The 361-nt window shown below is 48.8% G+C and carries 1 protein-coding gene; it reads right to left on the bottom strand.

Annotation, left to right across the window (positions count from 1 at the left end; all coding sequences use genetic code 11):
• A partial coding sequence (locus ABJK56_RS06125; protein WP_347243780.1) for an isoamylase early set domain-containing protein occupies positions 1-335 on the bottom strand: 335 nt, incomplete at its 3' end.
• Between the last annotated feature and the right edge of the window lie 26 nt (positions 336-361).

Here is a 361-nt window from a genome sequence, read left to right as displayed (position 1 = left end):
ATGGAATTTCTTCCGCCAAAACCATCAGGGACGTAGTGAGGATTTTTTGGATCCTCGAACCAGCGCTTTCCTCCATCGACGACAAATTTGTAAAGATATATCCCCTCAGGAAGCGACACCTTGACGGAGTAACTGCCATCCTGCTGCTTTTCCATCGGGATGGCATTCGTCTCCCATTTGCAAAAATCACCTGTGAGGGTGACGGTGGTTGCATCGGTCGGCGGGACAAAACCCAAGCGGACGTCGTATTTCCGTTTCTCGGCAGAAAAGACCATAGAAGCCACTCCCAGAAGGGTGAGAAGAATAAGACTGGTATGGAGTTTTGGTTGTTTCATGCGTCTATCGAATCGTTTCAACCATC

Source organism: Thermogutta sp., assembly GCF_039793925.1.
Taxonomy (GTDB): Bacteria; Planctomycetota; Planctomycetia; order Pirellulales; family Thermoguttaceae; genus Thermogutta.
The sequence above is the reverse complement of the archived record's forward strand: the minus strand, read 5'-3'. Positions and strand labels throughout refer to the sequence as shown.